Here is a 26,006-nt window from a genome sequence, read left to right as displayed (position 1 = left end):
GACTCACTTTTTCTTTGTCTTGCCAAAGAAAAGTAAGCAAAAGAGAGGCGCGCCCGAGATGGCGAAAGCCTCCTTGAATTTCCGTAACCGTGCGGAGACGGGGAAAACTCGCTGCGCTCAGACAGTTCCCCGTCTTTTTTCCGCCCGCTTACGAAAATTCAAGGCGCCATCAAGGGCAGGGACGTCAAAGGCCAAACCAACGCGGTGCGGAGGCGAGCGCCAATGCGGTCGAGTCGGGCACGCTGAGGGGATGACAAGACGAAGTCGTGCGCGGGCAAAAGATGGTTTGCTTTCCATTGCCCTATGCGGCGCCTTGAATTTTTGTGAGCGGGCGGAAAAAGGAAGGAGGCTTGTCTGAGCGAAGCGAGTTTGCCTCCTTCCCCGCACGGTCACGGAAATTCAAGGAGTCTGTCGCCGCATCGGGCACGCCTTTCTTTGCTTACTTTCTTTGGCAAGACAAAGAAAGTGAGTCAGCCCCGGCAGGGGATGAAACAAGGGATGCACCAGCAACGCCAGTGCATGGCGAAGTACAAACAATCAGGCAATAGCCTTAGCCGCAGCCCGCCCCCGCAGCCACTCAAACGTCAACAGCAAGCAGGTAGAAAACACGATGAGGATCGTCGCCAGCGCGGCAATCGTCGGCGAGATGTTCTCGCGAATCCCGGTAAACATCTGACGCGGCAGCGTCACCTGATCGGCGCCGGCGAGGAAGAGCGTCACCACCACTTCATCAAACGAGGTGGCAAAGGCAAACAACGCACCCGAAATCACGCCCGGTGCAATCACCGGTAGCGTGATCCGGAAGAACGTCATCACCGGATTGGCGCCCAGCGACAGGCTCGCCCGCACGAGGTTGTGGTTAAAGCCCTGCAGCGTCGCCAACACCGTCGTCACCACAAACGGCACCCCCAGCGCCGCATGCGCGAGGATCAGCCCGATATACGTGTTCGCCAGCCCCAGCGGCGCGAAGAACAAATACATGCCGACACCGACGACGACCACCGGCACGATCATCGGCGACACCAGCACGGCCATCAGCAAACCCTTGCCGCGGAAGTCCGCCTTGTTCAGGCCGATGGCCGCCAGTGTGCCAAGCACCGTTGCCACGATGGTGGCGGCGGGTGCAACGATGAAGCTGTTCTTGGCCGCCATGCGCCATTCATCCGACGTGACGAGGTTCTGATACCAGCGCAGCGAATAGCTCGGGATCGGGTACGAGAGGAAGGTGCTCGACGAGAACGACAGCGGCACGATCACCAGCACCGGCAGCACGAGATAGAGCAGCGTGAGCACGGCCAGGCCACGCAGGGCGAAGTACCACACGCGCTCGACGAGCGAGGTGTGCGGGGCGAACATCGGTTTGGCGAGTTTCATGATCGATGTGCTCCGTTAGCCGACACGAACCTTCGGGCGCGTAAAGCGGCCGTACACCGCATACAGCACCAGCGTGGCGAGTAGCAGCAGCGCACCCAGCGCGCACGCCATGCCCCAGTTGATGGTGACGTTGGTGAAGTAGGCCACGTAGTAGCTGACCATCTGATCGTTCGGGCCGCCCAGCAGCGCAGGGGTGATGTAGTAGCCCAGCGCCAGGATGAACACCAGCAGCGCACCGGCACCGATGCCCGGATACGTCTGCGGCACGTACACGCGCCAGAACGCGGCAAACGGATGGCTGCCCAGCGACACGGCTGCGCGCTGGTACGTCGGCGGGATCGACTTCATCACGCTGTACAGCGGCAGGATCATGAACGGCAGCAGGATGTGCGTCATCGAGATGTACACGCCCACGCGGTTGAACAGCAGCGCGAGCGGCTCCTTGATGATCCCCAGGTCCATCAGCCCGTGGTTGATCAGGCCCTCGGTCTGCAGCAGCACGATCCACGCCGCCACACGCACCAGGATGGAGGTCCAGAACGGGATCAGCACCAGCACCATGACCAGGTTGGCGCGGCGCTCCGGCAGCGAAGCAATCCAATACGACAGCGGATAGCCGAGCAACAGCGCGAACAGCGTCACCATCGCGCTGATGACGAAGGTGCGGATGAACACCGTCACGTAGATCTGCTCGTCGGGGTCGGTCGCTTCGATATGGCCGAAGGCGTCTTGCCGGTGGTCGAGCGCGGCCAGCAGGTAGAACGGCGACGTGCGGCTACCGTTCTTGGCGATGGCCTGCCAATAAGTTTTATCGCCCCAGCGCTCGTCGAGTTCGAGGAGCTTGGTGCGCGTTTGTGCGGGCGTGAGCGCCTGGGGCTTGCCACTGTCATCGGCCAGCGGCATGGCGCGCGCGGTCTTGGCGACGAGCGAGCGGAAGCCGGGGATTTCGGTGTTCAGGCGGCGGGCGAGGGCGCCCATCGCTTCGCCTTCGCTCACGGTGGTGAGGTCGGCGGCCAGTGCAGCGTAAGCAGCGTCGGTAGGCGGTGCTTTGCGGTCCCAATTCTTGAGCGCAGCCACCGTCTTGGGCAGCGCGTCGGCCACCTCGGGGTTCTGCACGGCGCGCGTGAGCAGGGCGCCGATCGGTACAACGAAGATCAGCAGCAGAAAGATGGCGAGCGGCGCCACCAGCGCCAGCGCCATGGCACGCCTGCGCGCCTCAGCGCTCTTCAATTCGCGTTTGAGTTTGGCCGTCGATTCCGGAACCGATTCAGCCGCGATCGTCATGGTGTTCAATGCTGCCTCGCCGAGTGCTACGGAGATTCATCTGGCGGATGCCACACCAGGGTGGCGTGGCATCCGCACAGGTCACTGCCTTACGTTGTTACTTCGACGCCCACGAGGCGAAGCGCTGCTCCAGCTCGTCGCCGTGGTCGGTCCAGAACTGCAGGTTCTGCAGCACGGCGTTCTTGCTGTTCTCGGGCGAGTTGGGCATGTTGGCCTGCGTCTTGGCATCCAGCGCCTTGATGGCAGCGACGTTGGCCGGGCCGTAGGCGATGTGCTTGGCGTATTCCTGCTGCGGCTTCTGCGAGAGCGTGTAGGCGATGTATTGCTCGGCCAGCGCCTTGTTGGGCGTGCCCTTGGGGATGGCCCAGTAGTCCAGGTCGTAGATGCTGCCGTTCCAGACCACCTTCAGGTTCTTGCCTTCGCGTTGCGCGGCGTCGATGCGGCCGTTGAAGGCCGTGGACATCACCACGTCACCCGCCACCAGGAATTGCGGCGGCTGCGCGCCGGCTTCCCACCACTGGATGTTGGCCTTCAGTTGGTCGAGCTTCTTGAACGCGCGGTTCTGGCCGTCCTTGGTGGCCAGCACCTTGTAGACGTCCTTGGGCGGCACGCCGTCGGCCATCAGCGCGAATTCCAGGTTGCCGCGCGCACCCTTGCGCATGCCGCGCTTGCCCGGGAATGTCTTCACGTCCCAGAAATCGGCCCAGCCGGTCGGGGCGGTCTTGAGCTTGTCGGCGTTGTACGCCATCGCGGTCGACCACACGAAGAAGCCCACGCCGCAGGTGCTGGGCGACTCGGGGATCAGGTCGCCTTTCTTGGCGATCTTGCTCCAGTCGAGCTTCTCGAACAGGCCCTCGTCGCAGCCACGGCCGATGTCGCCGGATTCGACTTCCACCACGTCCCAGTTGACGTGCTTGGCTTCCACCATGGCCTTGATCTTGGCCTGCTCGCCGTTGTATTCGACCACGGTGACCTTGTTGCCGGTCTGTGCCTCGAACGGCTTGTTGAAGGCGGCCTTTTGCGCGTCGCCGTTGGCGCCGCCGAAGTTGACGACGGTGATCTCGGCAGCATGCGCGCCGAAGGCAATGGCGAACGCGCCGGCGAGCAGGCTCAGACGCATTTTCGTGCTGTGTTTCATGTTGGCTCCTCTTTTGGCTTTAGCGTGTGATTACGGCTTTGTGGTCGTGTTACGGCTCAGACAAAAACGCGCAGGTGTTCGGGTGCGAACTCCAGCTGGATCGGCGCGCCGGGTGCAAAGCCTTCGAGCGCACGCGTGCCCAGCGGCACCTTGACGAAACATTCGGGTTGATCGGGCAGGGCGCAGCGCATGCGCACGTGGTCACCAAAGTAGACGAGGCCGCGTGTCTGGCCAGTGATGGCGTTGCCGGCGGCAGGTGCGCCATCCAGCAGGCGCATGCGCTCGGGGCGGATGCAGCCGGTGGCGGTAGCGCCCACGTTGGCACCGGCGATGTTGCGGCCGACCACGCGTGCGCCATCGTTCAATTGCAGTTCGCAGTAATCCCCGTCGATGCGGGTGACGGTGCCGCGCAGCGTGTTGCTGTCACCGATGAAGTTGGCGACGAACTCGTTGCAGGGGCGTTCGTACAGGCTGTCCACCGTGTCGAGCTGCTGCACGATGCCCTTGTCGAACACGGCCACGCGGTCGGACATGGTGAGCGCCTCGCCCTGGTCGTGCGTCACGTAGACGAACGTCACGCCCAGCTTTTCGTGCAGCGATTTGAGCTCGTACTGCATGTGTTCACGCAGTTGCTTGTCGAGCGCGCCCAGCGGCTCGTCCATCAGCACCAGCTTGGGCTCGAACACCAGCGCACGGGCCAGGGCAATGCGCTGCTGCTGGCCGCCCGAGAGCTGCGCCGGGTAGCGCTTGGCAAAGCCTTCCATGCGCACCATCTGCAGGGCCTTGTGCACGCGGTCTGCACGCTCGCTGGCGGGCAGCTTGCGCACGGTCAGCGGGTATTCCACGTTCTGCGCCACCGTCAGGTGCGGGAATAGCGCGTAGTTCTGGAACACCATGCCGATGTTGCGCTTGTGCGGCGGCACGTTGTTGAGCAGCGCGCCTTCCAAGCGGATCTCGCCGCCGGTCGGGAATTCAAACCCGGCCAGCATCATCAGGCAGGTGGTCTTGCCCGAGCCGGAGGGGCCGAGCAGGGTCAGGAACTCGCCCTGGTAGATGTCCAGGTCCAGGTGCTTGACCACGAGGGTCTCGCCGTCATACGTCTTGCGTACACCTCGAAAGCTGACGATCACGTCGTCGGTCTTCATTGCTGCCTCCTGCTGTTCCTCAGCCCATCAAGGCTGGTCAACAAGCCGTGTTGTGAAGAATTGTGGATGGACTATAGCGGCTCATTGTTTTGCAAAGTGGACCCAATCCTGGTTATTTGATAGAGCCAATTTAGGCGACTCAACTTGCACCGCAAGCGGGCGAAAGGCCCTCCGGCACCACAATAGGGAAAAGCCCCAAGGCCTTGCCGAGGCAAGCACGGCGGTGGTTTCGGAGGGATGGAGCAACCGTTTGAGTGTAGGTCGCTGCCAGGGCAGGTGCGGCGATGGTCGCGAGGGATCGGATGGAACCAATTCGAGTGCTGAGACAGGTTGCTCGCACGCCTGGAAATGGTGCGCCGCGTCGTCACGGAAGCGGTGCACGGCAGTTGACGCAGCACGCGATGACGGCACGTCTATGTTGTCCTGCAGCAACCGGCCGTGCAAGGCGCGATCAGGCTGAGACTGTGGGTGCGTCAGTCGGGGCGAGTGCCAGGCACACGCTCACGGTCAGCCCGCCCCCGGGTGTTTCAGACAGCACCACCGTGCCGCCATGCACGCGGGCGATCTCACGCACGATGGCCAGGCCCAGGCCGCTGCCGTCCTGATCCTGTGCTGCGGCTGCGGCGGCACCGCGATAGAAGCGGCCAAACACCGCATCGCGCTCGGGCACGGCAATGCCAGGGCCATCATCTTCCACCTGCAACACAGCCTGGTCGCCCAGCATGGCCATCGTCTGGCGTTTGACGCGCAGCGTGACGCGGGCGCCATGGCCTGCGTAGCGGATGGCGTTATCGAGCAGGTTGCCGATCAGTTCCTGCAGCCATTGCGGCTCGCCGGCCACGGTGACGGGGTCGCCTTCAAAGCCGAGGTCGATGCCGGCCTTGCGCGCCACCGGGGCGAGTTCGAGCGCCACATCACCGGCCAGCGTGTCGAGGCACAACGGCTGCAATTGCGGGGCGTAGCCACTGTCGGACTCCAGCCGCGAGAGCGACAGCAATTGCTGCACGCCCTTGGCCGCCTGGCGCACGGTGCCGTGCAGCGGTTCGAGATGACGGCGGATGCGATCGCCGTCGGGCTCGCGCAGGGCGAGTTCCGATTGCGCCTGGATGACGGCGAGTGGCGTCTTCAATTGATGTGCCGCATCGGCAAAGAAGCGTTTGCGGGCCTGCACCATGCGCAGCAGCCGCGCCACGTACTGGTTGATGGCCTCGACCAGCGGTGCGACTTCCGCAGGCAAGCCGTGCTGGTGCAGGGGCGCCAGTTCATCGGTGCCGCGGCTGGCCATGCTTTCACTCAACTGCCGTAGCGGCCGCAGCCCGCGCCGTACGCCCAGCCAGACGATGCCGACGGCCAGCACCACCAGCAGCACCTCCTGCTGCAGCGAGCCCGCCAGGATCTCGTGGGCCAATGCTTCACGCGGCTCCAGCGTTTCGCCCACCAGTAGCCACACCAGCTGAATCTGCGAGGACTGCGCATCGCGCACGGGTACCGCCTGGGCCGCCACGCGCACCTGCATGTTGCGGAACGTCGTGTCGTAGAAGGCGGTGCGATACGGCGTAGGTTGCCGCCCACCGGGCAGAGGCAGTTCGTTGTAGCCGGTGAGCGTGTTGCCAGCGGTGTCGGCAATCCGATAGAAGATGCTGCTGCCGGTTTCCGACTCCAGAATTTCCAGCGCCAGATAAGGCAGGTCGATGGCGAAGCGCCCTTCGCGCAGGCGCACGCCTTCATGCATGGCCTTGAGCGATGCACCCAGCGTGCGGTCAAACGCGGCGTGCGCGGCGTTCATGGCGCGCGCGTAGGTCAGCCAGGCATCCAACGCAAGCAGCCCCAACAGCGGCAACAGCAGCCAGAGTGAGAGCTGCCGGCGTAGGCTCGGCGGGCTCATGGGGCCGCGTCTACTGGCGCGCCCGGTGTGGCTTCCAGCAGATAACCGAGTCCGCGCAGCATGACGATAGCCACGCCACTGCCGTCGAGCTTCTTGCGCAGGCGGTGCACATAGATCTCGATGGCATCGGCGTTGACGGATTCGTTGATGCTGAAGATCTTTTCCGAGATGGCGGCTTTGTTGACGGCACGGCCGTCGCGCAGCATCAACACCTCCAGCACAGCGCGCTCGCGGCCGGTGAGGGCGAGCAGTTCGCCATGGAGCGTGAAGGCGCCGCTGATGCCGTCGTAGTGCAGCGGGCCGCATTGCAACTGCGTGCTTTCGTGGCCGTGGCTGCGGCGGATCAATGCGCGGGCACGCGCTTCCACCTCGGTCAGGTCGAACGGTTTCGCAAGGTAATCGTCAGCCCCGAGGTTCAGGCCGCGCACGCGTTCTTCCACGGCGCCATGCGCAGTCAGGATCATCACCGGCAGCGGATTCTTGCGGGCACGCAGGCGGCGCAGCACTTCCAGCCCGTCCAGGCGCGGCAGGCCGAGGTCGAGAATGGCCAGGGCGTAGTCCTGCGTGGTCAGCAGCAGATCGGCCGCGTGGCCGTCGTGCACGCAGTCAACCGTAAAGCCGGCCTGGCTCAGGGCGTCTTCCAGCGTACTGGCCAGCTTCAGGTTGTCTTCGACCAACAGGATGCGCATATCGGATTTTTCTCAATAAGGCGCAGAGAAATACAGGCATCCCCCTGTGTTTTGAAGCTAGGGAAACCCCCAGGAACAGGCCCCCACACCCTCCCAATTTCCCGGCAATCGAAAGTGAACTGAAAGTGCGTCCCTCATACGATCCGTGCCGCCCCAAGAGCCCGGTTGTAGCGGCCCTTGCGGCTGAACAACGATAAAGGGAGACCTGATGAAGAAGACTTCGATGGCGCTGGCGGCAGTTGCGTTGGCCACCGCCGGCTCTGCAGCCGCACAATCGTCCAACGTGACCCTGTACGGGATCGTCGACTCGGGCATCGAGTACGTGAACCACGCCGGCCCGAACGGCGGCAGCGTCACCCGACTGGTGTCGGGTGGCAAGAACACCTCGCGCTGGGGCATGCGCGGCACGGAAGACCTGGGCGGCGGCCTGAAGGCGGTCTTCAACCTGGAAAGCGGCATCGCCGTCGACACCGGCAAGCTCGACACCGACAACGTACTGTTCGACCGCCGCGCCGTGGTGGGCCTGGCAGGTGGCTTCGGCCAGGTGGTGGCGGGTCGTACCTTCACGACCACGTACGACTTCATGCTGCCGTACGACCCGATGGGCTACGCGCCGAACTACTCGTGGGCCACGTCGTCCACGGCAACGGGCGGCCGCAAGGACGGTCTGTTCTCGCGTTCGTCGGATGCCATCCGCTATGACGGCACCTTCGGCGGCCTGAAGCTGGGCGCTACCGTTGGCTTTGGCGAGGCCGCAGGCAACTTCAAGCGCTCGTCCAAGTACGACCTGGGCATCGGCTACAGCGTGGGCGGCTTCTCGGCTGCTGCCACGTGGGACCGCCAGAACGGCGCAGGCACGAGCGTGACGCCGGCCGACACGACGGACTACATCCAGGGCATCCACGCCGGTGCCAGCTACGACTTTGGTGCACTGAAGCTGTTCGCGGGCTACCGCAACTACAAGCGCGCGTTCACCACGACTGCTGCCACCCAGCGCAGCGACATGTATTGGGCCGGTGCCAGCTACGACTTCACGCCGGCATTCACGCTGTACGGCGCGGTGTACAAGCAGAACATCAAGGGCGTGAACAACTCGGCGGATCCGATCCTGTTCTCGCTGCGCGGCCAGTACGCGCTGTCCAAGCGCACCACGGCCTATCTGTCAGCGGCCTACGCCAAGGCCCAGAACGGCCAGAACGTGAGCCTGTCGCGTGATGTGGTCGGCTACGGCAACAATCAGGTCGGTGTGACGGCGGGTCTGCAGCACCGCTTCTAACTGGCGTACACGGCTTTGCAGGCCGTTGTACGGCCACTTAGCTACCCAACAAAACGGGCACCTTCGGGCGCCCGTTTTGTTGGATTGAACCGATTCCCTTTCAAAAGGGCATCGAATCGCTGGTCGATTGCGCGCGTTTCAGCATGCGCCTCAGGTCCTTGATGTCGTCGAACGCGGCAAGGTCCTGCTCAAGGTTGCGAATCGTGTGGTGCAGGGCACCGATGTTGGTGGCGAGATTCTGCAGCGGTGCATCCGGAGACAGCGCCCCGGCCCGGTGGTAACCGTAGGTGTGCCGGAACGTCGTCTCGACGCGGTGGATTTGTCGGTCGAGTTCGCGCACCTGATCCTTCAGGATCTCGTTGTAGTGCGTCAGCCGCGCTTCGCTCAGGTGGTTGATTGAGCGCTGGTCGATGTGGTCGAGCTCAAGCTGCAACTCCAGCAGGTGCAACAGGTTGCCCTTGTCATAGGCCTCGTTGACACGCTGCATGAGCCGGGTCTTCCGATCGCGTTCCTGTGGATCGGTCTCGCGGTCGGGGTGCAAGGCGCTGGCGAGCTTGCGATAGACCTCGCGAATGGACAGGCTGATCTGCGCCTGTTCCTCTTGCTCGCGGGCTTCCGCCGCGAGCTGTTTGGGGGATTTTTCCCGGGCAGCCCGGCGTGCTTCACGCTTGCTTGCGAGGGCAGCCTTTTTCTCTGCCTGTTGCTGGATGTGCGCCCGGGCGCGTTGCAGTACGGCGTCCTGCGAATGCGCATCCGCGTCATCCCCCAGATCGACACCGAGCATTGCCTCCAGCCGCGACTTCATTTCCGCGGCTTGCGCTGCAGTTTCACGATCGAAGTCCGTTCCGCTGTACTTGTTGTAGATGGCCTTGAGGCTGGCATCTTCATTGATCAAGTTGCCGGCCAGATCGACGATGAGGGCGGATATCTTGCGGCGCTCAGGCTTGGTCAGTCCGTCGTGCTCATAGGCCTGGTCCAGGGAATGCACCATGCGGATCTTCAAGTCGGTGCTGGTCCGCTGCAGCGGTAGGAACTCGCCCGCATAGCGCGCCTGAAACTGCGTTGTGGCGGCTTCCCAGTCAGCCAGCCGCTTGCGCCGATTCTCGATCTGCTTGATCAGTGCGTTGAATGATTTCTGCCCTTTCGACAGCGTTGGCGCGTCTTGTTGGTTCTGATCGGGCGCAATGCTGATGGCCGGACGGCGTGCCTTGGTCATGGCAGGGTGTTCAAGAATGCGAAAGACATCACGGTTGACTGTGCATTGTAGGCAGGCGGCATCATGCCAACCTTGTGGCGACTCCATTCGCGTAAAAAAACGGGCACCCGAAGGTGCCCGTTCTTCATGGTGCGTTGGAACGCTGCGTTGGTCTCAGCCCAGTAGCAGCGCGTCGTCGTCCACCTTGGCGCCGCGCGTTTCTTCGAACTTCTGCAGCAGGTGCGGCACGTCCAGGCCTTTGCGCTCCTCGCCTTGCACGTCGAGGATCACGTTGCCCTGGTGCAGCATCACCGTGCGGTCGCCGTAGTCAAGCGCCTGGCGCATGGAGTGCGTGACCATCATCGTCGTCAGCTTGGACTCCGAGACGATCTTGGCGGTCAGCTCCAGCACGAAGGCGGCCGTTTTCGGGTCCAGCGCAGCGGTGTGCTCATCCAGCAGCAGAATGCGCGACGGTTGCAGGGATGCCATCAGCAGGCTCACAGCCTGACGCTGGCCCCCCGACAACAGACCAATGCGATCCGTCAGACGGCTCTCGAGGCCGAGGTCCAATCGACGCAGTTGCTCGCGGAAGATCTCGCGCCACTTGCGATTGGTCGCGAACTTGAAACCACGACGCTGGCCGCGGCACATGGCCAGCGACATGTTCTCTTCGATGGTCAGGTTCTCGCAGGTGCCGGCCATCGGGTCCTGGAACACGCGGGCGACCTTGTCGGCGCGTTGCCATGCGGTCTTGCGGGTGACGTCTTCACCGTTGATGGTGATGCTGCCCGAATCGACCAGTTGGTCGCCGCTGATGGAGTTCAGGAACGTCGACTTGCCGGCGCCGTTCGAGCCGATCACGGCCACGAACTGGCCCGTGGGGATCTCCAGCGACAGGCCACGCAGCGCGCGCGTCTCGATGGGCGTGCCCGGGTTGAAGGTGAGGGTGAGTCCTTGTGCGCTCAGCATGTCAGTTCCCCTTGGTAGCGGTCTTGGCGAACTTGCCGAACACCTTGCGGCGCACACCCGGCAGCACGAGGGCGATCACCACCAGCGCGGCGGTCACCATGTTCAGATCCTGCGCCTGCAGGCCGATGAAATCGCTGTTGAGCGCCAGGGCGATGAAGAAGCGATACAGGATTGCGCCAATCACCACGGCCAGCGTGGTCAGCACCAGGCGGCGTGCGGGCAGCACGGTCTCGCCGATGATGACGGCGGCCAGGCCGATCACGATGGTGCCGATACCCATCGACACATCCGCTCCGCCTTGCGTTTGCGCGTAGAGCGCACCAGCAAGGGCGACCAGCGCGTTGGACAGCGCCATACCGGCCAGCGTAGCGGCACCGGTAGCAACGCCCTGGGCGCGTGCCATGCGCGGGTTGGCGCCGGTGGCGCGCAGCGACAGACCGACTTGCGTCGAGAAGAACCAGTCCACCAGCAGCTTGACGATCACGACCACCACACCCAGCAGTACAGGGCGGAAGACGTAGTCGGGCATCCATTCCGGCTGCAGCAGCGAGAACACCGTCGGCTCGGAGATGAGCGGCACGTTCGGCTTGCCCATGATGCGCAGGTTGACCGAATACAGCGCGATCATCATCAGGATACTGGCGAGCAGATCCATGATTTTCAGGCGCACGTTGAGCCAGCCCGTGATGAAGCCCGCAGCGGCACCAGCCAGCATGCCGCAGAAGGTCGACATGAACGGATCGTGTCCGCCGGCGATGAGCGTGGCCGCCACAGCGCCGCCCATGGGGAAGCTGCCGTCGACAGTGAGGTCAGGGAAGTTGAGGATGCGGAAAGAGATCAGCACCCCGAGCGCCACGAGACTGAAGATCAGACCGATCTCCAGGGCGCCGAGCAATGAAAAAAGTGACATGACAGAGTAGGGCACGGCGGTTGGGCACCGCGCCAGAAGGCAATGAACGGGGACGCTTGTGGGTGGAGCGCGAGCGCCCGGCCATGATGCGGCGGATCACCGCGTTTTGGAACCGGGCTGCCATGACCCGCGCCGGCCATCTCCGTTGGATGGAGTTGGCCGGCGCCTTGCGGCTTACTTGATGACTTCCTTGGCGTCCTTCAGCAGGTCTGCCGACAGGGTCACACCTTGCTTCTTGGCAGCGCCTTCGTTCACGAACAGTTCCAGGTTGGAGCTGCCGGCCGAGGCGATTGCGCCCGGCTTCTCGCCCTTCAGGATGCGGGCAACAACGGCACCGGTCTGCTTGCCCAGGTCGTAGTAGTTGATGCCCAGCGCGGCAATGGCGCCACGCTTCACGCTGTCGGTATCACCGGCCACCAGCGGGATCTTCGCTTCGTTGGCCACCTTCACCAGCGACTCATACGCCGACACCACGTTGTTGTCGGTGTTCGTGTAGATCACGTCAACCTTGCCGATCAGGTTCTTGGCCGACGGAGCGATGTCCACGGTGCGCGGTGCAGCCGATTCCACCAGCGTCATGCCCTGGGCCGTCAGCAGCTTCTTCAGCTCGTTGACGACCACGACCGAGTTGGCTTCACCCGGGTTGTAGACCATGCCCACGCGCTTGGCATTCGGCACCACGCGCTTGATCAGGGCGATCTGCTTGTCCAGCGGCAGCTTGTCGGACACGCCGGTCACGTTGGTGCCGGTCGGCTCCCAGTTCTTGACCAGTTGTGCGGCAACCGGGTCGGTCACGCCGGAATACACCACCGGGATGGTCTTCGTGGCAGCCACGACAGCCTGTGCCGACGGCGTAGCGATGGCGACGATGGCATCCGGCTTGTCGCCGATGAACTTGCGGGCGATCTGCGCGGCCGTGGCAGGGCTGCCTTGCGCGCTCTGGTATTCCCACTTCAGGTTCTTGCCGGCGTCGAAGCCCTCGGCCTTGAGTGCTTCCTTGGCGCCGTCGCGAATGGCATCGAGTGCCGGGTGTTCAACGATGGCCAGCACTTCGACCGACTTGGTGGCCTGGGCCAGCGCCGGGGTGGCTTGCAGAAGCGCCATCGGAATGGCGGCAAGCGCTGCGAGGCGGAAGGCGTGTTTGAAGCTGGACATACGGATCTCCTGTTTCCCTTTTGGGTGGTTTCGCTCTGGCGACGGGCGGGATGAGCCCGTGCTGGCGTGGTTGGTTTTCAGACGTTCTTGAGCGCACCGAAGCGGTGCAAAGCCGGCGCACGTGGGCGCACATTATGAGACAAATCTCAGCGCTTTTCAGCAAACACTTCAGAAGCGTTTTGGAGCTCACCTGATTGATCAGGCAAGGGACTCGGGTTGCGCACGATTCATCCGGAGCCCAAAAATCAAAAAGGGGCACGAGGCCCCTTTTTTACAGCCCCTACGGGGCGTTTATTACTGGATCTTCGCCTTTTCGCGCAGATCCTTCAGCATTGCCTGGAACTTGCTGCGTTGCCAGTTCTGGTCGCCCATCATCATTTCGAGCAGTTGCGGCTTGACCTCTTCATACGACGGGATCTTCGCATCGCGCGTGTCGTCCAGGCGGATCACGTGCCAGCCGAATTGCGTCTTGACCGGCGTCTGGGTGATCTCACCCTTCTTCAGGCCCGTCAGCGCTGCCGAGAACTCCGGCACATAAGTGCCCGGGTTGGCCCAGTCCAGATCGCCGCCGTTGGCGCCCGATCCCTTGTCCTTCGATTGAGCCTTGGCGATGGCTTCAAAGTTGCCGCCAGCCTTCAGCTTGGCGATGATCGCCTTCGCGTCGGCTTCCTTGTCCACCAGGATGTGGTGGGCGTGGTATTCCTTGCCGTTGCCAAACTGCGCCTTGATCTTGTCGTACTGCTTGTGCAGTTCGTCTTCGGTGGCGGGGCTGTTCTTGACGTAGTCTTCAAACTCCGCAGCCACCAGCACGTTCAGGCGGGATGCGGCGAGTTGTTCCTGCACGTCATCGCGCTCCAGCAGACCACGCTTGGCGGCGTCCTGCTCGATCAGTTCGCGGTCGATCAGCATGTCGCGGGCTTTGCTGCGCAGCTCCGGCGATTCGGGCTGGCCCGACTTCTTGATCAGCGCGTCCACCTTGGCGCTCGGGATGGCTTTGCCGTTGACGACGGCGGCATTCTGGGCCATGGCCGGAGCAACGGTCGCAGCAAGGGCAACAGCCAGCAGGCTGGCAGTGAGGCTGGAAATCTTCATGGGATTGCGTTCGAGGGAAGGACGAGTGAGCGTGGAATGCGCTTACGTGTTTTCTTCGGGAGTGACCGCGCGGATCGCCAGGGCATGAATCGCCGCCGGCCACAGCGTGTGCAGCGCATCATACACCATGCGATGACGCGCAACGCGGCTCTTGCCGGCAAAGGCTGAGCTGACGATTTCGACGTTGTAATGCCCACCGCCGGAGGCCGCGCCGGCGTGGCCGGCATGCTTGGCGCTGTCGTCTTCAACGACGAGGTGGGCAGGCTGGAAGGCGTCGCGCAACAGGCGCTCAATCTCGCGTGGATCGGCGGCCATCAGATCTGTTCCTTCGAGTTGTCCTTGGCGCTGGGGTCATTGGCAGCATCGGCGGGGCGCTCCTGCATGTGGCGCGCCAGCCAGACGCTCTGCGCCAGGATGAACACCACCATCAGGCCCATCGAGCCAAACAGCTTGAAGTTGACCCAGACGTCGGTGTCGTAGTGGTAGGCCACATACAGATTCAGACCACCCATCGCCAGGAAGAAAATCGCCCACACCAGATTCAGGCGGCCCCACATCGACTCCGGCAGCGACACCTGATGCTCCATCATGGCGCGAATCAGGTTCTTGCGAACAAACACCACGCTGCCCAGCAGCACGACGCCAAACAGCCAGTACAGCACCGTTGGTTTCCACTTGATGAAGGTGTCGTTGTGGAAGATGAGCGTCGCGCCGCCAAACACGCCGATGATGAGCAGCGACAGCCACTGCATGGCGTCCACCTTGCGGTGCTTGAACCACACCCAGGCGATCTGCAGCACGGTGGCGACCATCGCGACGGTGGTCGCCACATAAATACCGGCCACCTTGAAGGCAGCAAAGAACAGGATGACCGGGAACAGATCGAACAGGAATTTCATGCGTGAATGTGCGTGTAGGGCGCTTGTGCGGGCCTATGCGAAAGATCAATCGCCGAATTTTAGCGCAGCCGAGTTGATGCAATACCGCAGGCCGGTCGGGGCGGGGCCGTCTTCGAATACGTGGCCCAGGTGCGCGCCGCAGTTCTTGCATTGCACCTCGATGCGCAACATGCCGTGCGAGCGGTCGGTTTTCTCGGCGATTACCTCGCCGTTGATGGGCTGGAAATAGCTGGGCCAGCCGCAACCGGCATCGAACTTGGTCGACGATTCAAAGAGCGGGGTGCCGCAGCACACGCAGTTGTAGACGCCGCGCTCCCAGTGGTCCCAATACTCGCCGGTGAAAGGGCGTTCGGTGGCGGCTTCGCGGGTGACGCGGTATTCGATGTCGGAGAGCTGGTCACGCCATTCGGCGTTGGTTTTCTGGACGGTCATGGTGATGAGACTCCTTGTTGGTGTCGTTGGCGGCTTCGTGGGCAGCCAACGTTGTTTTGTCGTGTTGCGGCGGCGATCCTGACAGGCGCGGATTAGAGCACGGCGTCAGTTCCGGCGCATCACTTGTGCCGCATATCGGATCACGACGAGCAGCTCACTTCCAGCGACGACGCCCAATCGGGTGCTGGCTGCGCGTAGTGCTCGAAGCCAGGGTGATCGTCGAATGGGCGGGCCAGCACGGCGCGCAGGTTCTCGACTTCGGAGAAATCCTTTTCTTTGGCGCGGCGGATGGCGACTTCGGCCAGGTGGTTGCGCAACACGTACTTCGGGTTGACGCGGCGCATGGCGGTCGCGCGCTCATCGTCGGATTGCGGTTCGGCCTGCAACCGTTGGCGATACGCGTTCAGCCACACGTCTGCGGCAGCGCGGTCGAAGAAGAAGTCGCGCACGGTGCGCGCTTCTGCCGCGGCGGGTGTGTCGTCACGACGCACATCGGCGAGGTGGCGGAAGAAGAGCGTGTAGTCCGTACGTTGGGTATGCAGCAACTTGAACAGGTCGCCGAAGAGGGTCTCATCGGCATCCTGCGCGGTCGACAGGCCCAGCTTGGCGCGATAGCGGGCGTGGAAGGCTGCGCCGTAGACGTCGCGGTAGGTGAGCAGCGTATCTTGCGCGGCGTCGATGGCAGGCTGGGCTTGTGCTTCGTCGCTTATGTCGACGAAAACGTCGGGATCTTCGCCGAACAGCGGCAGTAGGGCCTGCGCGAGGCAGAACAGGTTCCAATAGCCGATCTGCGGCTGCTGGGCGTAGGCGTAGCGGCCGCCGGTGTCGGAGTGGTTGCAGATGTGGTTGGCGTTGAAGCCATCCAGGAAACCGAACGGGCCGTAGTCGAGCGTGAGGCCGAGGATCGACATGTTGTCGGTGTTCATCACGCCGTGGCAGAAGCCGACGGCTTGCCATTGCGCCATCAACTCGGCGGTGCGGCGGGCGACTTCACGCAGCATCGCCAGGTAGGGCTGTGGTGCGGTGCGGCAGTCCGGGTAGAAGCGGTCGATGACGTAGTCAGCCAGCGCGCGCAATTCGGGCAGCTTCTCGTTGGCGGCAAAGTGTTCGAAGTGACCGAAGCGCACGAACGATGGCGCCAGGCGCGTGACGACGGCGGCGGTTTCGATCTCTTCGCGGCGCACCGGGGCATCGGAGCCGGTCACGCACAGCGCGCGCGTGGTGGGGATGCCGAGGCCGGCCATCGCCTCCGAGCACAGGAATTCGCGAATGGACGAACGCAGTACGGCGCGCCCGTCGCCCATGCGCGAATACGGCGTGCGGCCCGCACCCTTGAGCTGGATTTCGCAGGGGCCATCGGCGGTTTGCAGTTCAGTCAGCAGCAACGCGCGGCCGTCGCCCAGCTGACCGGCCCACACGCCGAATTGGTGACCGGAGTAGACCGTGGCGAGCGGGTCGCTCCATGCGGCAATCGTGTTGCCCGTGAACACATCCAGGCCGGCAGGTGTATCGAGTTCTGCGCGGGCAATGCCCAGCGGGGCGGCCGCATCGGGTGAGAAGCCCACGAGATACGGTGTGCCCGCCGTGGGCATCGGCATAGGCGACAACCGGGTCAGAAACCGCTCGCCGAGTGTGGAGAATCCGGGGGCAGCGGCAGGGCGGCCGGCCCAGTCGAAGGTGCTGATAAGGGAATCGTCAGGCAAGGCGGCAGGGGAAGTCGGCATGGATCGGGGCGCTCGATTAGCACGGGAAATGGCGCAAAAACAGTGCCAAATCGTCAACAGTTGTGAATTCCGCAGTGCAGAAAAATGCGCTCTGTGTAGGGGAAAACGCCATGTTGAGACGCAGCAACGCTATCGCGTATTGTACTTGGCAGTAAAAAAAGCTGCAGCCTGCGAACCCTTGCACCACAACGGTTCGCAGGGTTTTTTAGATGGCCGGGTAAACATGGGGGCCGCGATTGTGTGACATGCCGCAGCGCACAACAACAACCCGTTGACGTGCTAGACGATCACGGGAACAATCGGCCAAAAAATAGAACGGTTGTTCAGTTTTTCTAGGAGACACCATGGCCCTGATGGGACAAATGATGAGCAACCCTTTGCTCATCTCGACCATCATCGAACATGCAGCGCGCAATTCCGGTTCGACTGAAGTCGTGTCACGCCGTGTCGAGGGCGATATCCATCGCACCACGTATCGGCAAGTGCGGGATCGTTCCAAGCAACTGGCAAATGCGCTGGCCGCATTGGGCGTGCAGCCCGGCGAGCGCGTCGGCACGCTGGCTTGGAACGGCTATCGCCATCTTGAAATCTATTACGGCGTGTCTGGCTCGGGTTCGGTGTGCCACACCATCAACCCGCGGCTGTTTCCAGACCAGATCGCCTATATCGTCAATCACGCTGACGATCAGTACGTCTTCTTCGACCTGACGTTCGTGCCGCTCGTCGAGGGCATCGCCGCGCATTGCCCGAACGTGAAGGGCTGGGTGGCGATGACTGACCGGGCGCACATGCCCAACTCCAGCGTGCCGATGCTCTGTTATGAAGAGCTGCTCGACGCGCAGAGTGCCGAATACACCTGGCCGCAGTTCGACGAGAACACCGCTTCCAGCCTCTGCTACACGTCGGGCACGACGGGCAACCCGAAGGGTGCGCTGTATTCGCATCGTTCTACCGTGCTGCACTCGTACGCATCGGCATTGCCGGATGCGCTGGGGTGCTCGGCGCAGGACGTGATCCTGCCGGTGGTGCCGATGTTCCATGTCAACGCGTGGGGCCTGCCGTATTCGGTGCCGCTGGTGGGCGCCAAGCTGGTCTTCCCGGGGCCGAAGCTGGATGGTGCCTCCGTCTACGAGTTGTTCGAGCAGGAGAAGGTGACCTTCTCCGCCGGCGTGCCGACTGTGTGGCTGGGCTTGCTGCAGCACGTGCAGGCGAACAACCTCAAGTTCTCGACGTTCCGTCGCACCGTCATTGGTGGTTCGGCCGCGCCGCCGGCCATGATTCGCGCGCTGAAATCGCTCGACGTGGAAGTCATCCACGCCTGGGGCATGACGGAAATGTCGCCGTTGGGGACGACCTGCAAGCTGATGGGCAAGCACACCGATTTGCCCGAAGAAGCCAAGCAGCACGTGCTCGAACGCCAGGGCCGCGCCATCTACGGCGTCGACATGAAGATCGTCGATGCAGAGGGCCACGAACTGCCGTGGGACGGCAAGGCCTTCGGCGACCTGTATGTGCGTGGGCCGTGGATCATCGACAGCTATTTCCGCGGCGACCATTCACCGTTGGTGGACGGCTGGTTCCCGACGGGTGACGTGGCCAATATCGACGCCGACGGGTACATGCAGATCACCGATCGCAGCAAGGACGTGATCAAGTCCGGCGGTGAGTGGATCTCCTCCATCGACGTGGAGAACGTGGCCGCTGCGCACCCCGCTGTGCATATGGCTGCGTGCATTGCTTGCCGCCACCCGAAGTGGGACGAGCGCCCGCTGCTGGTGGTGATGAAGAAGCCGGGCGCCGAACTCACGCGTGAGGAGATGCTCAAGTTCTTCGAAGGCAAGGTTGCCAAGTGGTGGATTCCGGATGACGTGGTGTTCGTCACCGAGATACCGCTCACGGCCACCGGCAAGATGCAGAAGCTCAAGCTGCGCGAGCAGTTCAAGGATTACCAGTTCCCGGCCGCACAGGCCTAGCAGTCAGAACAGAAACCGCCGCCCGCGCATCGGCAACAAGCCGAGCGTGAGGACGGCGGACGCAAGACAACCGGATCAGGGCCAGCCACCGCACACCCACCAGCAATCGGGTCGCGGCGGAATGAAGCCCGGGCGCGTTGCAACCTGGAGACGCAAGCAGCCGACGTGCCCATCCGTGGCACGCGGGAGAGTGACTCGCCGGCGACTCCACCACCTGAAGGAGACACGCATGACGAAGTTCCGTCCGTTGATTGTGGCTGTTGCAAGTGTCGTGGCAATCGGTGGGGCGCTGGGGAGCGCTGCTGCGTCTGCCGCCGAAACCGTCAAGATCGCCTGGATCGACCCGCTGTCGGGCCTGATGGGTGCGCTGGGGCAGAACCAGTTGCGCAGCTGGCAGTACATCGCCGACATGGCCACGCAGAAGAACTGGGCCGGCGACGGCACCAAGTTCGAGGTGGTGGGGTTCGACAACAAGCTCTCGCCGCAGGAAAGCCTGACTGTGCTCAAGCAGGTGGCCGACCAGGGCATCCATTACATCGTGCAAGGCAACGGCTCGAGCGTCGGCATGGCGCTGGAAGACGCCGTGGCCAAGTACAACGAGCGCAATCCGGGCAAGGAAATCGTCTACCTGAACTACGCGGCGGTCGACCCGGACATGACCAACAGCAAGTGCAACTACTGGCACTTCCGTCTGGACGCCAATTCCGACATGAAGATGGAGGCCCTGACCAGCTACCTGGCCAAGGACCCGAAGGTCAAGAAGGTCTATCTGATCAACCAGAACTATTCGTTTGGTCACCAGGTGGCGCGTGCGGCCAAGGAATACCTCAAGCGCAAGCGTCCGGACATCGAGATCGTGGGGGAAGACCTGCACCCGCTGGCACAGGTGAAGGATTTCTCGCCGTATGTCTCGAAGATCAAGTCGTCGGGTGCGGATACCGTCATCACCGGCAACTGGGGTAGCGATCTGGCTCTGCTGATCAAGGCAGGCAAAGATGCGGGCCTGAACGCCAACTTCTATACGTACTACGGTTCCACCACCGGCGTGCCGACGGCCATGGGCGCCGCGGGCGCCGATCACGTGAAATACGTGGGCTACTGGAACACCAACAATGACGGCTACAAGGGTGCCGATATCGTCGACGGCTTCAAGAAAAAGTACAACGACGACTTCTACCTGATGGCCTCTTACACCGGCATCGCCATGCTGGCCAAAGCCATCAAGCAGACCAAGTCGGCCGAGCCCGCCAAGGTTGCCAAGGCCTTCGAAGGCATGAAGGTCGACAGCCTGAACGGCACCTTCGAGATGCGCGCATCCGACCACCAGGGTCAGCAGCCGCTCTACATCGCCACCTGGGAAAAGACCAACGGCAAGAACGTCAAGTACGACCAGGAAAACACGGGCTACGGCTGGAAGACCGATGCTGTGCTCGATCAATACATTGCGTCGCAGCCGACTTCCTGCCAGATGAAACGCCCGCAATAACACGGCGAGTGGTGTGCCGAAGGGCCGCCCGATGCTATCGTGCGGCGATGTTTTAAACGGGGAAAGGCATGGACCAGCACCGCATTTTCGCGGGACGGTCCATGCCTTGCCGAGAGGGCTGCAGCGTGGAATTTCTAGTCATCAATCTCTTGAACGGCATCAGCTACGGGTTGCTGCTGTTCATGCTGTCTTCGGGCCTGACGCTGATCTTCAGCATGATGGGCGTTCTCAACTTTGCGCATGCCAGCTTCTACATGCTGGGGGCGTACTTCGCCTACGTTGTCAGCGGGTACCTGGGCTTCTGGACCGCGCTGATCGTTGCGCCGCTGCTGGTGGGTGCGTTGGGCGCGGTGGTCGAGCGCTTTGGCCTGCGTACCGTGCATCGCTACGGCCACGTCGCCGAGCTGCTGTTCACCTTCGGCCTGGCTTACCTCATTGAAGAAGGCGTGAAGCTGGTGTGGGGCCTGCCCGCCGTACCGTACCGCGTGCCAGAAGTGCTGGACGGCCCGCTGTTCACACTGTTCACGTCGTCGTTCCCCAAGTACCGCGCGTTCATGATGCTGGTGTCGCTGCTGATGCTGGTGGGCATCTTCCTGCTGCTCACGCGTACACGCATCGGCCTGGTCATTCAGGCAGCGCTCACGCATCCGGACATGGTGGAAGCGCTCGGCCACAACGTGCCGCGCGTGTTCATGCTGGTGTTTGGCGGCGGTTGTGCGCTAGCAGGGTTGGCTGGCGTGATTGGCGGCAATGCCTTCGTGACAGAGCCGTCCATGGCGGCGGCAGTCGGCTCCATCGTCTTCGTGGTGGCGGTGGTGGGCGGCATGGGGTCGCTGGTGGGCGCGTTTATCGCATCGCTGCTGATCGGCTGCATTCAGACGTTTGCCGTCACGCTGGATATCTCGGTGACGAGCGTGCTGCAGACGATCGGTGTCACGCTCCATCCGGACGTGCCGCTCATCTCGGTCTGGAACCTGACGATTGCGCAAGTCGCGCCGGTGCTGCCGTACCTGCTGCTGGTGCTGATGCTGATCTTCCGCCCGCGTGGGCTCATGGGTACGCGGGAGAGCTAAATGGAACGCACTATGCACCAACAAGCGCAACAACACGGGGCATTGCCGGCCAATGATCGCGCGCGAACAATGAAGTTCAGGCCGGTCAACCTCGCCCGCTGGCTGATCTGGAGCATCACGGCGCTGGTGATGATCGTCCTGCCGCTCATCTGGCCGCAGGGTTTTGCCATCACGCTGCTCTCGCAGATGGGCATCATGATCATCTTCGCGCTGTCGTACAACATGCTGCTGGGGCAGTCCGGCATGCTGTCGTTTGGGCACGCGGTGTACGCCGGCCTGGGTGCCTTCATGGCCGTGCACGTGCTCAACAAGATCGGCGCCATGCAGTCGCTGGGTGTTGCCGGGCCGCTGGCGGTGGCGTTGCTGCCCATCGTAGGCGGCCTGGGCGGCGCGCTGTTCGGCGTGATCTTCGGCTACGTCACGACCAAGAAGGCTGGTACGACGTTCGCGATGATCACGATGGGTATCGGCGAGATGGTCTTCGCCAGTGCGCTCATGTTTCCGGACTTCTTCGGTGGTGAAGGCGGTGTGTCGACCAACCGCAGCATCGGCGACGCGCTTGCCGGCGTCAGCTTCGGCCCGGCGCGCCAGGTGTATTACCTGATCGCCGCATGGTGCCTGATCTCGATGGCGCTGATGTATGCGTGGACGCAAACGCCGCTGGGCCGTATCGCCAACGCCGTGCGTGACAACCCCGAGCGCGTGGAATTCATCGGCTACAACACGCAGCGCGTGCGTTTTCTGGTGGTGATCCTGTCAGCGTTTTTTGCAGGTATTGCCGGTGCGCTGTCGTGCATCAACTTCGAGATCGTGACGGCAGAGAACGTCTCGGCCGTGCGGTCGGGGGCGGTGCTGCTGGCGGCGTTCATTGGCGGTATGGGCAGCTTCTTTGGCCCGATCATCGGCGCGGTGCTCACGGTGTTCTTTACCGTGGCGCTGTCGGGTATCACCAAAGCGTGGCTGCTGTATCTGGGCTTGTTCTTCGTGCTGATGGTCATGTATGCGCCGGGCGGCATCGCTAGCCTGCTGGTGATGCATCTGCCGATTGCACGGCGCGGCAAGTTGAAGACACTGCTGCCGGCCTACGGCGTGGCATTCGTGCCCGCCGCCATCCTGCTGGTGGCGCTGATCTCCACCGTAGAGATGATCTACGCCGTGCAGGACGAGGGCTCGGGCGGCGTGGCCACGCTGTTCGGCATGTCCGTCGCACCGACCACCTGGATGCCGTGGGCCGTGACCGCCGTGCTGTGGCTGGTGGGCGCCTTCGGCTTGCGTGCCGCAGCGGGCAAGCTGCGCACCGCCTGGGACAACGCCTTGCAGGAGCCGCAACCATGAGTCAACCCGCATTGGGTCCCACCGCCGCGCTGGAACTGCGCGATGTCCGCAAGCGTTTCGGTCAGACCGAGATCATCCGGGGCGTGAACCTTACCATCGGCAAGGGCGAGCGCCACGCGCTCATCGGCCCGAATGGCGCAGGCAAGTCGACCACGTTCAACCTGATCTCGGGCCGCTTCCCAGCCACGTCGGGCAGCGTGCAGCTCAATGGCGAAGAGATCAGCGGCCTGGCGCCGTTCGAGATCAACCGCAAGGGCCTGTCGCGCAGCTTCCAGATCACCAACATCTTTCATCGGCTGACGGTGTTCGAGAACCTGCGTTGCGCGGTGCTCTGGTCGCTGGGCTACAAGTATTCGTTCTGGCACAAGCTGGCCGAACTGCGCGATGCACGTGAACGTGCGGAGGAAGTGCTGGAGCAGATCGGCATGACGCATCGGCGCGATGCCGCCGCAGGCATGCTGACGTATGCCGAACAGCGTGCGCTGGAGATTGGCATCACCATCGCGGGCGGTGCCGACGTGATCCTGCTGGACGAGCCGACTGCCGGTATGAGCCGCTCCGAATCCGACCACGCGGTCGACTTGATCCGCAAGGTGACTGTCGGCAAGACGCTGGTGATGGTCGAGCACGACATGAGCGTGGTATTTGGCTTGGCCGATCGCATCTCGGTGCTGGTCTACGGCGAGGTGATTGCCACCGACACGCCCGAGGCCATTCGCAACAACCGCCGCGTGAAGGAGGCCTACCTCGGCACCACGCTGGATGAACCTGCAGGAGCGCATTGATGGCAACGAATACTCCAATGCTGGAGGTGCGCAACCTGCACGCGTACTACGGCAAGAGCCACATCCTGCACGGCGTCGACATGCACGTGGGCGAGGGCGAGATCGTCGCCCTGCTTGGGCGCAATGGGGTGGGGCGCTCGACCTTGGCCAAGTCCATCATGGGGATGGTCAAGCACGAAGGCGAGATCCTGCTGCGTGGCAAGAACGTGAGCGGCATGCGCACCTTCGAGGTGGCGCATCAAGGCATCGGTTACGTGCCGGAGAACCGCGACATCTTCCCAACGCTGACGGTACGACAGAACCTGCTGCTGGGCGAGAAGCGCAACCCGAGTCAGCCGAAGCCGCGCTGGCAGTTGGAAGACATGTATCGCATGTTCCCCCGGCTGCAGGAGCGGGAGAACACCCCGGCAGGTGTGCTCTCCGGCGGCGAACAGCAGATGCTCACGCTGTGCCGCACGCTGATGGGCGATCCGGATTTCATCATCATCGATGAGCCGACCGAAGGGCTCGCGCCACTGATCGTAACGCTGGTAGGCGAGTATCTGAAGACGCTCAAGGAGCGGGGGATCTCGGTGCTGCTGGTGGAGCAGAAGCTGGCTATTGCCCTGGACATCTCACAGCGCGTGTATGTGATGGGGCATGGGCAGATCGTGTTTGAGGGAACGCCGCAACAGTTGAAGGCAGATGCGAAGGTCCGCCAGGAGTGGCTGGAGGTTTAAACACGGCTCCCAGCATCACGATCGATAGATGGCCCGCATGGATGCCCGTGCGGGCTTTTTCTTTTGTCGATCGGTAGCCAACAGTTGACAAATTTCTCCTTGAAGTCGGGGGCACCGGTCATTACGACATCGAATGGGCCGTGCGTTCGGCACGGCCTGGTTCACTCGATAACACTCAATGGAGACACCATGCGCAGAAGTAGTTTTCGGCAGCGCTTTTACCGTGCAGCAGTGATTGCCCTTATCTCATTGGCCTCTTCAGTGCCACATGCGGACGAGGACTACCGGGCCAACGGATTCAACGGCCGGTGGGTCGCAACCTGGACGGTCAGCCCCGATCGCAACATCTATCCGACTGCCCCCAAGAACTTTCCCGCAGCAACAACCATTCGCCAGATCGTCCATGCCAGCATTGGAGGCAATCAGCTGCGCCTGCGGTTAAGCAATGAGTTCGGGACAGCACCGGTGGTCGTTGGTCCGGTGCATGTTGCCTTGTCTGCCGGCGGTGCGAAGATCCGCCCCAACTCTGACCGAACCGTTACGTTTGGCGGGAAAACCACCACCACGCTCTATGCCGGCGCGCCGTTGATCAGTGACCCGATCGACCTTCCCATTGCGCCGTTGTCAGACGTTGCCATCACGCTGTTCCTGCCCAACGCCACGACGCTGGGGACGATCCACAACTACGCGGCACAGACGGCCTATGTCTCGAGCGGCGACAACACAGCCGCACCGGATCAGCCATCGCCAACCTCGTACACGAGCCGCTTCTATGTGTCCGGCCTGCTGGTCGAGGCACAGAACCAGCCGCGCACCGTTGTTGCATTTGGGGACTCGATTACGGATGGCCAGAATTCCACGACCGATGCCAACAAGCGCTGGCCCGATGTGCTGTCGCGGCGCCTGAACAGCAATGGCCCATGGGGCGCGTATGCCGTGCTCAACCAGGGGATTGCCGGCAACCGCGTTCTCGCAGACCTGGCGGGCGTCAGCGCGCTGGCCCGATATGACCGGGATGTCCTGAGCCTGCCGGGCGTGCAGTGGGTGGTCCTGCTGGAGGGCATCAACGACATTGGCTACCCCGGTACATCGTTGGCCCCCGCCAGCCCGCTCGTTGCGGCGGAAGACATCATCAACGGGTACCGGCAGATCATCGTGCGCAGCCGGCAACACGGCATCAAGATCATGGGCGGCACCCTGACGCCGTTCAAGGGCTCGGAGGTGCCGTATCCGAATTACTGGTCGGCCCAGAAAGAGGCGACGCGCCAGGCCGTGAACCGCTGGATCCGCACTAGCGGCGCGTTCGACGCCGTTGTCGATTTCGATGCGGTGGTGCGCGATCCGGCCAGTCCACAAAACCTGCTGCCGGTATTCGACAGCGGAGATCACCTGCACCCGAATGACGCGGGCTACGCGGCAATGGCCAATGCGGTCAATCTCTCGACGCTGCGATCCGTTGGGCCGTGAA

At 62.8% G+C, this 26,006-nt stretch carries 23 protein-coding genes; 8 read left to right on the top strand and 15 right to left on the bottom strand.

Translation table 11 applies throughout. The features are described from left to right. Positions 1 to 537: 537 nt before the first annotated feature. From C404_RS40825 to C404_RS40800, 6 genes are all read right to left on the bottom strand, one after another. On the bottom strand, positions 538 to 1,374 hold the full coding sequence (locus C404_RS40825; RefSeq protein ID WP_031329263.1) for an ABC transporter permease: 837 nt from the start codon (positions 1,372 to 1,374) through the stop codon (positions 538 to 540). A 15-nt stretch (positions 1,375 to 1,389) separates the two neighbouring features. Continuing rightward, positions 1,390 to 2,658 carry an ABC transporter permease gene (locus C404_RS40820; RefSeq protein ID WP_031329262.1) on the bottom strand — a complete coding sequence of 423 codons (1,269 nt, stop codon included), beginning with the start codon at positions 2,656 to 2,658 and terminating at the stop codon, positions 1,390 to 1,392. Positions 2,659 to 2,755: 97 nt separating this feature from the next. Continuing rightward, complete coding sequence (locus tag C404_RS40815) at positions 2,756 to 3,796, bottom strand: ABC transporter substrate-binding protein (RefSeq protein WP_021194554.1); 1,041 nt, start codon at positions 3,794 to 3,796, stop codon at positions 2,756 to 2,758. Positions 3,797 to 3,852: 56 nt separating this feature from the next. Further along, complete coding sequence (locus C404_RS40810; RefSeq protein WP_021194553.1) at positions 3,853 to 4,941, bottom strand: ABC transporter ATP-binding protein; 1,089 nt, start codon at positions 4,939 to 4,941, stop codon at positions 3,853 to 3,855. Between the two features lie 451 nt (positions 4,942 to 5,392). Then, complete coding sequence (locus tag C404_RS40805; protein WP_021194552.1) at positions 5,393 to 6,826, bottom strand: sensor histidine kinase; 1,434 nt, start codon at positions 6,824 to 6,826, stop codon at positions 5,393 to 5,395. Next, positions 6,823 to 7,515, bottom strand: a complete 693-nt coding sequence (locus C404_RS40800) for a response regulator (protein ID WP_021194551.1) — start codon at positions 7,513 to 7,515, stop codon at positions 6,823 to 6,825. The genes C404_RS40805 and C404_RS40800 overlap by 4 nt, the downstream gene beginning before the upstream one ends. 208 nt (positions 7,516 to 7,723) lie before the next feature. Between C404_RS40800 and C404_RS40795 the strand changes: the two genes are divergently transcribed. Beyond that, positions 7,724 to 8,791, top strand: a complete 1,068-nt coding sequence (locus tag C404_RS40795) for a porin (protein WP_021194550.1) — start codon at positions 7,724 to 7,726, stop codon at positions 8,789 to 8,791. A gap of 100 nt (positions 8,792 to 8,891) precedes the next feature. Here C404_RS40795 and C404_RS40790 read toward each other — a convergent pair whose 3' ends face one another. From C404_RS40790 to C404_RS40750, 9 genes are all read right to left on the bottom strand, one after another. Further along, positions 8,892 to 9,794, bottom strand: a complete 903-nt coding sequence (locus tag C404_RS40790) for a J domain-containing protein (protein ID WP_374754740.1) — start codon at positions 9,792 to 9,794, stop codon at positions 8,892 to 8,894. Positions 9,795 to 10,160: 366 nt separating this feature from the next. Beyond that, on the bottom strand, positions 10,161 to 10,955 hold the full coding sequence (locus C404_RS40785) for an ABC transporter ATP-binding protein (RefSeq protein WP_021194548.1): 795 nt from the start codon (positions 10,953 to 10,955) through the stop codon (positions 10,161 to 10,163). Between the two features lies 1 nt (position 10,956). Then, positions 10,957 to 11,865: an ABC transporter permease gene (locus tag C404_RS40780; RefSeq protein ID WP_021194547.1), complete on the bottom strand. Its 909-nt coding sequence runs from the start codon at positions 11,863 to 11,865 to the stop codon at positions 10,957 to 10,959. A 174-nt stretch (positions 11,866 to 12,039) separates the two neighbouring features. Further along, a complete protein-coding gene (locus C404_RS40775) occupies positions 12,040 to 13,020 on the bottom strand; it encodes an ABC transporter substrate-binding protein (protein ID WP_021194545.1) in 981 nt (326 codons plus the stop codon). A 294-nt stretch (positions 13,021 to 13,314) separates the two neighbouring features. Beyond that, positions 13,315 to 14,112, bottom strand: coding sequence for a peptidylprolyl isomerase (locus tag C404_RS40770; RefSeq protein ID WP_021194544.1), 798 nt, complete (start codon positions 14,110 to 14,112; stop codon positions 13,315 to 13,317). Positions 14,113 to 14,154: 42 nt separating this feature from the next. Further along, entirely contained in the window at positions 14,155 to 14,427 is a 273-nt protein-coding gene (locus C404_RS40765) for a BolA family protein (protein ID WP_021194543.1), read from the bottom strand. After that, positions 14,427 to 15,011: a septation protein A gene (locus tag C404_RS40760; protein ID WP_021194542.1), complete on the bottom strand. Its 585-nt coding sequence runs from the start codon at positions 15,009 to 15,011 to the stop codon at positions 14,427 to 14,429. Before C404_RS40760 ends, C404_RS40765 begins: the two co-directional genes overlap by 1 nt. Before the next feature lie 45 nt (positions 15,012 to 15,056). Continuing rightward, entirely contained in the window at positions 15,057 to 15,443 is a 387-nt protein-coding gene (gene msrB, locus C404_RS40755; RefSeq protein WP_021194541.1) for a peptide-methionine (R)-S-oxide reductase MsrB, read from the bottom strand. 140 nt (positions 15,444 to 15,583) lie between these two features. Further along, positions 15,584 to 17,167 (bottom strand): protein adenylyltransferase SelO, encoded by a 1,584-nt coding sequence (locus tag C404_RS40750; protein WP_031329261.1) that lies wholly within the window; start codon positions 17,165 to 17,167, stop codon positions 15,584 to 15,586. A gap of 344 nt (positions 17,168 to 17,511) precedes the next feature. Here C404_RS40750 and C404_RS40745 point away from each other — a divergent pair, with 344 nt between their 5' ends. The 7 genes from C404_RS40745 (at position 17,512) to C404_RS40715 (ending at position 26,005) form a co-directional block, all read left to right on the top strand. Continuing rightward, entirely contained in the window at positions 17,512 to 19,140 is a 1,629-nt protein-coding gene (locus tag C404_RS40745; RefSeq protein WP_021194539.1) for a 3-(methylthio)propionyl-CoA ligase, read from the top strand. A 229-nt stretch (positions 19,141 to 19,369) separates the two neighbouring features. Further along, entirely contained in the window at positions 19,370 to 20,626 is a 1,257-nt protein-coding gene (locus C404_RS40740) for a branched-chain amino acid ABC transporter substrate-binding protein (RefSeq protein ID WP_021194538.1), read from the top strand. Between the two features lie 125 nt (positions 20,627 to 20,751). Continuing rightward, positions 20,752 to 21,699 (top strand): branched-chain amino acid ABC transporter permease, encoded by a 948-nt coding sequence (locus tag C404_RS40735; protein ID WP_031329260.1) that lies wholly within the window; start codon positions 20,752 to 20,754, stop codon positions 21,697 to 21,699. Then, positions 21,700 to 23,034: a branched-chain amino acid ABC transporter permease gene (locus tag C404_RS40730; RefSeq protein ID WP_031329259.1), complete on the top strand. Its 1,335-nt coding sequence runs from the start codon at positions 21,700 to 21,702 to the stop codon at positions 23,032 to 23,034. Then, the gene (locus C404_RS40725) at positions 23,031 to 23,819 is read left to right on the top strand and encodes an ABC transporter ATP-binding protein (protein WP_021194535.1); all 789 of its coding nucleotides are present in this window, start codon (positions 23,031 to 23,033) and stop codon (positions 23,817 to 23,819) included. Before C404_RS40730 ends, C404_RS40725 begins: the two co-directional genes overlap by 4 nt. Next, positions 23,819 to 24,538 carry an ABC transporter ATP-binding protein gene (locus tag C404_RS40720; protein ID WP_031329258.1) on the top strand — a complete coding sequence of 240 codons (720 nt, stop codon included), beginning with the start codon at positions 23,819 to 23,821 and terminating at the stop codon, positions 24,536 to 24,538. Before C404_RS40725 ends, C404_RS40720 begins: the two co-directional genes overlap by 1 nt. 189 nt (positions 24,539 to 24,727) lie before the next feature. Then, positions 24,728 to 26,005 (top strand): SGNH/GDSL hydrolase family protein, encoded by a 1,278-nt coding sequence (locus C404_RS40715; RefSeq protein WP_037011521.1) that lies wholly within the window; start codon positions 24,728 to 24,730, stop codon positions 26,003 to 26,005. Position 26,006: the final 1 nt, after the last annotated feature.

The organism is Ralstonia sp. AU12-08 (assembly GCF_000442475.1).
GTDB classification, from domain to species: Bacteria; Pseudomonadota; Gammaproteobacteria; order Burkholderiales; family Burkholderiaceae; genus Ralstonia; species Ralstonia insidiosa.
The sequence above is the reverse complement of the archived record's forward strand: the minus strand, read 5'-3'. Positions and strand labels throughout refer to the sequence as shown.